At 65.4% G+C, this 8,948-nt stretch carries 8 protein-coding genes; 5 read left to right on the top strand and 3 right to left on the bottom strand.

All coding sequences use genetic code 11. The features are described 5' to 3' along the window. Positions 1-61: 61 nt before the first annotated feature. On the bottom strand, positions 62-940 hold the full coding sequence (locus J2X57_RS01925) for an efflux RND transporter periplasmic adaptor subunit (RefSeq protein ID WP_309863153.1): 879 nt from the start codon (positions 938-940) through the stop codon (positions 62-64). A gap of 547 nt (positions 941-1,487) precedes the next feature. Between J2X57_RS01925 and J2X57_RS01920 the strand changes: the two genes are divergently transcribed. Together J2X57_RS01920 and J2X57_RS01915 are read left to right on the top strand one after the other, a co-directional pair. After that, positions 1,488-1,901, top strand: coding sequence for a hypothetical protein (locus J2X57_RS01920; protein ID WP_309863150.1), 414 nt, complete (start codon positions 1,488-1,490; stop codon positions 1,899-1,901). Between the two features lie 24 nt (positions 1,902-1,925). Next, complete coding sequence (locus tag J2X57_RS01915; RefSeq protein WP_309863147.1) at positions 1,926-2,801, top strand: bestrophin family ion channel; 876 nt, start codon at positions 1,926-1,928, stop codon at positions 2,799-2,801. A gap of 18 nt (positions 2,802-2,819) precedes the next feature. On the opposite strand, the gene treS is transcribed toward J2X57_RS01915, so the two are convergent. Further along, the gene (treS, locus tag J2X57_RS01910) at positions 2,820-4,892 is read right to left on the bottom strand and encodes a maltose alpha-D-glucosyltransferase (RefSeq protein WP_309863144.1); all 2,073 of its coding nucleotides are present in this window, start codon (positions 4,890-4,892) and stop codon (positions 2,820-2,822) included. Between the two features lie 117 nt (positions 4,893-5,009). Between treS and J2X57_RS01905 the strand changes: the two genes are divergently transcribed. The 3 genes from J2X57_RS01905 (at position 5,010) to J2X57_RS01895 (ending at position 7,889) form a co-directional block, all read left to right on the top strand. Next, a complete protein-coding gene (locus J2X57_RS01905) occupies positions 5,010-5,666 on the top strand; it encodes a DsbA family oxidoreductase (protein ID WP_309863140.1) in 657 nt (218 codons plus the stop codon). 38 nt (positions 5,667-5,704) lie between these two features. Continuing rightward, positions 5,705-6,085: a VOC family protein gene (locus J2X57_RS01900; protein WP_309863137.1), complete on the top strand. Its 381-nt coding sequence runs from the start codon at positions 5,705-5,707 to the stop codon at positions 6,083-6,085. Between the two features lie 88 nt (positions 6,086-6,173). Next, positions 6,174-7,889 carry a M1 family metallopeptidase gene (locus J2X57_RS01895; RefSeq protein WP_309863133.1) on the top strand — a complete coding sequence of 572 codons (1,716 nt, stop codon included), beginning with the start codon at positions 6,174-6,176 and terminating at the stop codon, positions 7,887-7,889. 25 nt (positions 7,890-7,914) lie between these two features. Here the strand turns inward: J2X57_RS01895 and J2X57_RS01890 are convergent, their stop codons facing one another. Further along, positions 7,915-8,937 (bottom strand): MBL fold metallo-hydrolase, encoded by a 1,023-nt coding sequence (locus J2X57_RS01890; protein WP_309863129.1) that lies wholly within the window; start codon positions 8,935-8,937, stop codon positions 7,915-7,917. Between the last annotated feature and the right edge of the window lie 11 nt (positions 8,938-8,948).

The raw sequence follows: 8,948 nt of genomic DNA, 5'->3' as shown, positions 1-8,948 counted from the left end.
GCTGACATCCTTGGTGTGCTGCGCCCTGGCTGCCCGCCACGGCACACGATTGGGAGAGGTTTTAGAACTGGGCCTTGCACTTCACGCCCGACGGAAGGTCGAGCGCGCTGTTGGATAGATCGAGAAGCACGACAAAGCTGCCGCTGGCCGCGTCGATGACGCGATCGATGTTGGCGACCTTCGCGGTATAGGGTTTGCCCGGCTGCACTTCGGACGTGACGCGCACGGTGCCGCCGATCTTCGGTTCGCCGAAGGCGCGCATCGGCATCACCACGCGGACCCGCAGCGGGTCGACCCGGGCGACCTTGAGAATGGCGTGCTTCGTGGCGCCGGGCTCGACGGTCTCGCCGGGCCAGATCATCTGGTCGACGACGACGCCGTCGAACGGGCTGCGTACGGTGCGCAGGGCGAGCTGTGCGCTCTGCTGGTTGTACTCGAGGCGGGAGACCTCGCGGTTTTCCTTCGCCGTCTGCAGTTCGGCCTTCGCCGTGCGCAGTTCCGCCTCGGCATCGTCGCGGTCCTGCGCCGACATCAGTTTCTCGGCGGCCATATCGCGCCGGCGCGCATACTTCCGGTCCGCGAACTCGATCTTCGCCTCGGCCATCTGACTCGGACCGGTCAACTGCGACTTGTAGTGAGCCAGGTCCGCAGCCGCCTGTTCGGCGTGCGATTCGAGAACGGCCAGCACCTGACCGCGCCTCACCCGGTCGCCTCGCTGGACGAGGACTTTCTCGACCATACCGGTGACCGGCGTGCCGAGCTCGACGGTCTGCGCCGGTTCGATCAGGCAATCGTAAGACGGGCCGGGCGGTGTCGCCGGCGCGGCGCGGAGGGGCAGGGCGACAGCGACGGCCGCGCTTACGGCGCACGCCAGTCGCCAGGTGCGTCCTTCCGGCCGGGGCCATGCCCGCAGCGCATCATCATCGTGACGAAGCTTCAATCCATTGCCCCTGACAGACCCCCGCAAGCACCACGGATGCGGCGCCCCCTGTACGGCGGTCTGGCCGCGAAATCTAGCGGAGCGCAAAGCCCTCAGCAAGCCTGAGTTGCGTATAAAAAAACGAAAGCGCTAACGCAGTCGGGATGGGCGCTCCGTCAAAGGATATGGATCAATGTCTTGCACGATTTTCCTCAACGTAAGTCTGCGACGGCCAACGAGGGCTCCTTTTCGCAAGTTTGTGTCGCTGGCCTCCGGCGCTGCCCTTGAAGCGGTGGATCAGAAGAACCTCACGCTCGCAATCGGCAAAGGCCGCCACCGCCATCCCGTGTCTGAATCGACTCCGACCACGCGAGGGGTTATAGCGGCCCGTCTTCAAGTCGCGTCCCGATGGTGCGATGCCGCATCACGACGCGCTTTGGCGACCCTTGACCGGTGAAACCGTGGGGAGCGAACGCGTCCCTCCCTGAACTTCGATGCCAATCACGGGTTGCAAACGCGCGAGTGCCTCTTGCAAGTTCGGGACGTCCCCCTGCAAAGCGAGCCTTGCATGCCAACACAGCCTTCACAGATCGACCCCGCGGCCTACGTGCTCTACCGCGCTCGTCCGCATTTGCCGCTCATCGCCACGGTGGCGGCGTGCGCCACGTTCGTCGTCGCCTCCGATGCGCCGAACCGGCTGGACCTCTGGACGGCTGAATGGTTCGGCACGATGGTCGTGCTCGCGGCACCGCCCGCGATTCTCATGCGTTGGTTCGGCATCCGCGATTCGGTACCCATGCTGATTCTGACGCTGGTGCTCGCGCTGGGCCTCGTTCAGGCGCGTGACACAGGTCGGGGCGCCGACGACGCCGCGCAGAAACCCGCTGTGCAGACACCCGCGACGCAGAGCAAGTCGCTGCCGACCGCTTCGGATGGGTTTGGCGCGTATACGAAAACCCCCGACACGTCGCGCAGCAGCTGACGCCAACCATCGAGGAGAAAAACCATGCTCGTTCCCGGCCATGCGCACGTGAGTCACCTCTGGCGGTATGTCGGCGTTCCACTCCTGATCCTGTTCTGCTGGGACGTACTGGTGACAGCCGCCTGGTACGTCACGCAGGAGTCGTGGGATACGTTTCCCGCGCTACCGCTCACACTGTTCGGCACCGCCGTAGCGATCTACCTGAGTTTTCGCAACGCCACCGCGTATGCGCGCTGGTGGGAGGCGCGGACGCTCTGGGGCGCGATGGTCAACTGCTCACGTACCCTCGTGCGCGACGCCTGGACCTTGCTCGACGACGCCCGCGTGGCCCGCGAAATCTCCTATCGGCAGATCGCCTTCGTCCACGCTCTCCGTCTGCATCTTCGCCGACAGAAGGATCGTAGCGAGCTGGACGGTCTGCTGTCGGAAGAAGAGATCGCGGACCTGTTGTCCGTGGCCAACGCGCCCAACGCCATCGCTTTGCGTACCGGCGCGCTCCTGAGCGATGCGTCGCCCGACTCCATCATCCGTGCCGCCTTCGCGCGGACGCTGGCGGAGATCTCGAACGCGCAGGGCGGGATGGAGCGAATCAAGAACACGCCGTTACCGCAGCAATACTCGGTTTACCCGGTGGCGTTCACGCACCTGTTCTGCGCCTTGCTGCCGTTCGGCCTGGTCGAACAACTGGGCCTGCTGACCCCGCTGGGTTCGACGGTCGCCGGCGTGCTCTTCCTCGGCCTTCTGCAGTCCGGTAACGATCTGCAGGACCCGTTCGAAAACGGCGTCAACGATGTTCCGATGAGCGCCGTCACCCGCGGCATCGAGATCGATGTGCGCGACGGACTGCGCGAGAACCATCAGCTGTCGCCGTTTCCGATCGAGGCGGGTGTCCTCAAATGAGCAGGCTGGCGTGGCGCCTCAGAACGTCGGATGCGGCGCCACGCCGACCACCTTCATGCACAGGCCTTCGTACGGATCCAGGTGAATCTGCAGGACACCGTCTTCGCCGACATCGCCCTCCAGGGTCTCGTTGAGCAGATCCACGACCGGACCGGCGGAGACGTTCTCGAGAATCAGCTGCTCGTCGATCGGCTCGGCGCTGAAGTTGAGTGCGGTGATCTGGACGCCGCGCCCGGCAGGCAGGTCGTGCAACATGACGAGCAGTCCGGGGGCGATCACGTCGGGAATGGGACGCTGGTGACCACCGGGCAAGCCAGTGGCCTGGCGTACCGTGAGGACGCGACGCACGCGGCTGGCGAACGAATCGTGCTGCTCCAGCTGCTCGCGAAGGCTGCCGTAAAGCGCGCGCGCACGTGGCAGGCCCTGGCTCGACGCGGTCGCCTCGGGATCCAGATCCATCAGATCGTAGGCGCCGCGGTTGATCCAGCGCGTGTCGCCGTCGGCCATCAGGGAAGCGACCTCGTCGGGCGGAAGGGTGAGGGCGCCGACGATATCCCAGCCGGAAATGGCGAAGACCCCGGGCTGCAGCGCGTTGAACATCACCAGCAGCAGATGCAGCTTGCGGATCCGCTCGATGTCGTCGTCGGTCAGGGCTTCCATGTCGCGCAGGCCGAGCACGGCGGCGGCAAGGCTGGCGGTGGTGCAGGCGATGCCGTTGGTGACGAAACGCAGGTTGTAAGGCGCGTGCTCGCCGCTGAGTCGCTCATACATGATTTCGCGGATCTGCTCGCGAAGCATGGCGCCGGGCATCGTCTGGCCCTTGAAGAAGAAGGGTGTCGTCGCGTGCGTCGTCCAGAAATGGACCAGCTCCAGCGTCATCTCGTCGTGGTTCTGCATCGCGTGGATCAGCGAGGCGGGATCGATGCCATGCTGGTGCACGCTACGCAGCATCAGCCGCAGGAACTCGGTGTCGCCGGTCGCCAGTGCGTGCTGCACCGCCGGTCGGGTGATGAAGTCGTAGGACAGGTCCGCGCCGCCACGCGACATGGCCGCGATATCGTCGACCGTCAGGTTGAGCTCCTGGAAGCTGAAGCCGCCCGCCTTGCGCACCATGCCGGCGATGATCTGGTTGCCGGTGATCGACAGCGGGTGGCTCTCCGACCAGGCCGGGCCGCCCGCCCGTCGCTCGATGCCGAGAAAGCCGTTGGCATCGAGGCGAAGGCCGCGTGCGCCCATGACATCGAGGCTGTGCAAGGCATCGCCAATCACCAACTGCTGGGCGGCGAACGACGGATCGAGCCAGTTGAGCGCCGGCTGGCCTTCCTTGAAGTAATGCAGGTAGACCCAGCGGCGGACCTTGCCGTCGACGCCCGTCACAGGTGCCGTCGCGCTCCAGTCGGTGTCCTTGACCCCGGGCTCCAGGAAAATGACCCGCTGCAGCTGCCCGACGATGTAACCCTTCTCATGCAGGGCATCCACGACCAGGGGTCCGAGGTTCACGGAGTCGCGCCCCTCCAGCACGTCCGGCAGCAGGCTCCAGTCGTCCTCGCGGATTTCCACCATGTGGTACAGGCCGGGGAAGTCGCCATACGCCATTTCCGCGAGACGGAAATCGGCACCCTTACCGGTATGCGATGGGATCACGTCGTCGATGACGATGCCGCTGAATACCGATGCCATGCGCGAGATGTCCGAAAACTCCGCGCTCGTGCCGAATTCTTCGTCGGTATCCAGACCGATGCGGTCGAAGTGACCATCGATCGTCGGCGTCTTTTCGCGCCCGCGCAGACCGCCGGCCTCCTTGGTGGGACCCACGTGCATGCCCTGCACGCCGAGCACGGACAGCGCGTGCCACAGGTCGTGCTGACCCAGAGCGGCCAGCACAGACTGGCCGGGGCGCGTCACGAGGGACGCCGGATAGGCGGTGAACCAGACGGACGCCATCTCCGACGCGCTACGGCCCCGGCTTTCGGCATACGGAAACGCCCACAGCCGTGACTGGCCGCCGTAGAGCCTCGCGCGCTCGCGCGCCTTCATCAGCATGGAACGCTCGAGCAGCCATGCCACGTAATCCTGGGTTTCGTCGGTCATTTTCGATGTGTGCAAGCAGAGTGAGGGCGGAGCGTAGAAGGGTTGAAGTGCAGGGGCGGTGTAGCCATGTCCCGAGGGTCGCGTCCCCGATGGCGCAAACGAGAAGGTTACCGCGTCATGCCCACGCCCCTGAAAATTGACTTCGTCTCCGACATTGCCTGCCCCTGGTGTGTCATCGGCCTGGGCGGTCTCGAAATCGCGCTGGAGCGTCTGAAGGACGAGGTCGAGGCGTCGCTGGTTTTCCATCCCTTCGAGCTCAACCCGGGCATGGTCGCCGGCGGCGAAAACGCGCTGGAGCACATCGTCGGCAAGTACGGTATCTCCGCCGACCAGGCGCGGGTCAACCGCGACCGTATCGCGGCACGGGCCGCGGACCTCGGCTTCACCATGAGCACCTCGGATGCCAGCCGCATCTACAACACCTTCGACGCGCACCGTCTGCTGGCATGGGCTCGGGATCAGGGCAGGCAGCTCGAGCTCAAGCGGCAGCTGTTCGTCGTGAACTTCACCGAGCAGACCGACCCGGGCAACCACGACGCGCTGGTCGACGCCGCCGCGAAGGTGGGTCTGGATCGTGACGCCGCGCGTGCCGTGCTGGATTCCGACCGCTACGCGGAAGAGGTGCGCCGCGATGAGGCGCTCTGGCAGAGCCGGGGCATCTCCGGCGTCCCGGCCGTGATCGTGAACGACCGCTACCTGATCTCCGGTGGCCAGCCCCCGGAGGAGTTTGAGCGGCAGTTGCGCGGTATCGCCGCCGAGGCTCAGACTGACTGAGGGCCAGACCCATCGCCGCGCGTGTCGAGGAGGATCGGATGAAGCGAGTCACCGGTATTGGCGGAATCTTCTTTCAGGCACGCGACCCCGTCGCGCTGCGCGCCTGGTACAAGGCGCACCTGGGCATCGACGTGCAGGACTGGGGCGGCGCTGAACTCCGCTGGGCCGATGCGGCGACCGATCCTGCCGCGGGTAGCACGATCTGGTCGATAGGTGCCGCCGGGGGCGACCAGTTCCCCGTCGGCGCCGCACCTTTCATGATCAATTACCGCGTTGACGACCTGGATGCCTTGCTCCAGGTGCTGCGCGATGAGGGCTGCGAGGTCCTCGAGATGGCCGACGACTCCGGGTACGGCAAGTTCGGCTGGGTCATGGATCCGGAGGGCAACAAGGTCGAGCTGTGGGAACCGCCGGAATAAATCTACCTGTCTAACGACCCATGACCGGAAGGGACCGGGCCGGTATCGTTGCCGCGCGATTCCGCCTGTCCTGACGGTCTTTTCCGGTATGCGATACCCCCTCCTGCTGGGCCTCGGCCTTGCGCTCGGCACCGTAGCCTGCACCCCTTCGGCTCCTCCGGCGCCGCCGCCGCTGACCGACTACACCCGTAACTCCGGTGCGCCGCGCGCATCCGAGCAGCTGGCGGTGACGTTCGACCATGCCGATCTGGGCATTCGCGTCGACCCCGTCAGGCACTGGATCGAGGGCGACGCCCGGCTGACCTTCGGGGTGACCGCGCCGCTGAAGCGCGTCGTGCTGGACCTTGACCGAAACCTGCCCATCGACTCGGTCGAGGTCGACGGCAAGGCGTTACCGGTGAGCGGGTATCGCAATCCGGATGGCCGTCTTTCCATCGACCTGCCGCGTCCGCTCGAGGCGGGCGCAAAAACCACCGTGCGTGTCGTCTATCACGGCAGCCCGCATACGGCCGTCCATGCGCCGTGGGACGGTGGATTCGTCTGGGCGACCACGCCGGACGGCAAGCCCTGGGTGGCTACCGCGGTGGAGGGCGAGGGCTGCGACCTGTTCTGGCCTTGTATCGACCATCCGCAGGGTCGCCCGAAGCTGGTGGACGAGCACATCACCGTCCCCGCACCGCTGGTGGCCGTCGGCAACGGCGTGGCGATGGGTATGGACGAAGCGAACGGCATGCGTACCTATCACTGGCGCAGCCACGACGTGAGCACGTATGGCGTCGCCCTGAACATCGCGCCGTATCGCGAGCTGTCCGCGTCGTATAAAAGTCGCTTCGGCAACGTCATTCCGCTGCACTACTGGTACGTGGACGACGAAAAGAAGGCGAAGCAGCTGTTCGCCGAGTTTCCCGCCATGCTCGACTTCCTCGAAAGCGCCGTCGGTCCGTATCCTTTCGGCACGGAGAAGATGGGCGTCGCCGAGACACCGTTCAAAGGCATGGAGCACCAGACCGTCAACGCCTACGGCAACGAGTATGCGAAAAACGTCTACGGTTACGACGACCTGCTTCAGCACGAACTGGCGCACGAGTGGTTCGGCAACCAGATGACCAATGCCAACTGGGACGACATGTGGTTGCATGAGGCCTTCGCGACCTATATGCAGCCCGCTTACGCCGAGTCCATCGGCGGGAAGATGTCGTATTTCGCGAGCCTGATGCAGATCCGCAGCCGGATAGCCAACCACCATCCGATCGTGTCCGGCACGCCGCGTCGCGAGGAAGACGTGTACGAGGACGAGCGCGGTGGCCCGGGCCAGGACATCTACAACAAGGGTGCGCTGATGCTGCACACCCTGCGCAACCTGATCGGCGACGAGGCGTTCTACCGGGCGGCACGCGAGCTGGTGTACGGCACGGATCATCCGGTGCCGGGCAACTTCGCGCCGCGTTACGGTACGACGAAGGAATACGTCGACATCGTCGACAGGGTCACCGGCAAGGACATGCACTGGTTCTTCAACGTGTATCTCTACCAGGCGGCGTTGCCGGAGATCGTCGCGACCCGTGAAGGGCAGCGGCTTCACCTGGACTGGTCGGTGCCGGGCAAGGGCCCATTCCCGATGCCGGTGGACGTACGGATCGGCGATCGCATCGTGACCCTGCCGATGGCCGACGGACGAGGCGACGTCACCTTGCCCGAGGGCGCGTCCTATACCATCGACCCGGATTCGAAGCTGCTCCGCCGCGATACGGGGATCGAGGCGTATCGCGATTACATGGACAAGCGCAAGCCCAGGCCGCACTGATGCCCTGACGACGGACGTGCCGGGATCAGCGCCACCAGGCGACCATCTCGTCTGGTGCCTTCATGTCCACGCGCTCGCCCATCATCGGCGTAGTGATCTGCACGTCCGCGGCGCTGGCCAGCGCGACGATGCGTTCAAACGGTTCTTCCCACGGATGTAGTGCGAGATCGAAGGTGCCGTTGTGGATCGGCAGCAACCATCGGCCGCGCAGATCGAGGTGCGCCTGTAAGGTCTGCTCAGGCTGCATATGGACGAACGCCCAGCGTTCGTCGTACGCACCGGTTTCCATCAGCGTGAGGTCGAAAGGCCCATACGCGTCACCGATGGCCTTGAAGCCGTCGAAGTAACCGCTGTCGCCGCTGAAGAACACGCGCATCTCGTCATCCTGGATGACCCACGATGCCCACAGCGTATGGTCGCTGTCGCGCAGTCCACGACCCGAGAAGTGCTGGGCTGGCGTGGCGGTCAGGCGCAGGCCCTGGACTTCGGTGGACTGCCACCAGTCGAGTTGTTCAACCTTGGCCGGGTCGATGCCCCAGGCCACCAGCTGGTCGCCCACACCCAGCGGAGCGATGAAGCGGGCCGTCTTCGCCGCCAGTTGCAGCACGGCGGCGCGATCCAGATGATCGTAATGGTTGTGCGACAGGATCACGCCAGCGATGGGCGGCAGCTCGTCGATAGTGATCGGCGGGGCGTGGAAGCGCGCGGGGCCGGCCCAGCTGACGGGCGAGGCACGCTCGGAGAACACCGGGTCGGTCAGCCAGAACTGGCCGCGAAGCTTCATCAACATGGTGGAGTGACCCAGTCGATAAAGGCTGCGGTCGGGCGCGGCCTCGAGTTCGCTTCGCGTCACCGGGCGCACAGGAATCGGGCGGTCCGGCACCGTGCCTGCGGGCTTGCCCCGGACGAACAGCCAGGTAAGTTTCAGTCCTTCCCAGAACCCCATCGCTGGACGAGGCCGGGGATTGGTGAAACGCCCCTCGCGATACTGCGGCGAGCGGTCGTGGTTCGGAAGCGGGCGCCGGCGGCAGAGGGCTAAGGTGGTCACTCGAGGTTCCG

The organism is Luteibacter sp. 1214 (assembly GCF_031455395.1).
Classification (GTDB): domain Bacteria; phylum Pseudomonadota; class Gammaproteobacteria; order Xanthomonadales; family Rhodanobacteraceae; genus Luteibacter; species Luteibacter mycovicinus.
The sequence above is the reverse complement of the archived record's forward strand: the minus strand, read 5'-3'. Positions and strand labels throughout refer to the sequence as shown.

Coding starts and splice junctions, on each gene's coding strand:
- J2X57_RS01920 (WP_309863150.1), top strand. CDS start 1,488: ATGCCAACACAGCCTTCACAGATCGACCCCGCGGCCTACGTGCTCTAC.
- J2X57_RS01915 (WP_309863147.1), top strand. CDS start 1,926: ATGCTCGTTCCCGGCCATGCGCACGTGAGTCACCTCTGGCGGTATGTC.
- treS (WP_309863144.1), bottom strand. CDS start 4,892: ATGACCGACGAAACCCAGGATTACGTGGCATGGCTGCTCGAGCGTTCC.
- J2X57_RS01905 (WP_309863140.1), top strand. CDS start 5,010: ATGCCCACGCCCCTGAAAATTGACTTCGTCTCCGACATTGCCTGCCCC.
- J2X57_RS01900 (WP_309863137.1), top strand. CDS start 5,705: ATGAAGCGAGTCACCGGTATTGGCGGAATCTTCTTTCAGGCACGCGAC.
- J2X57_RS01895 (WP_309863133.1), top strand. CDS start 6,174: ATGCGATACCCCCTCCTGCTGGGCCTCGGCCTTGCGCTCGGCACCGTA.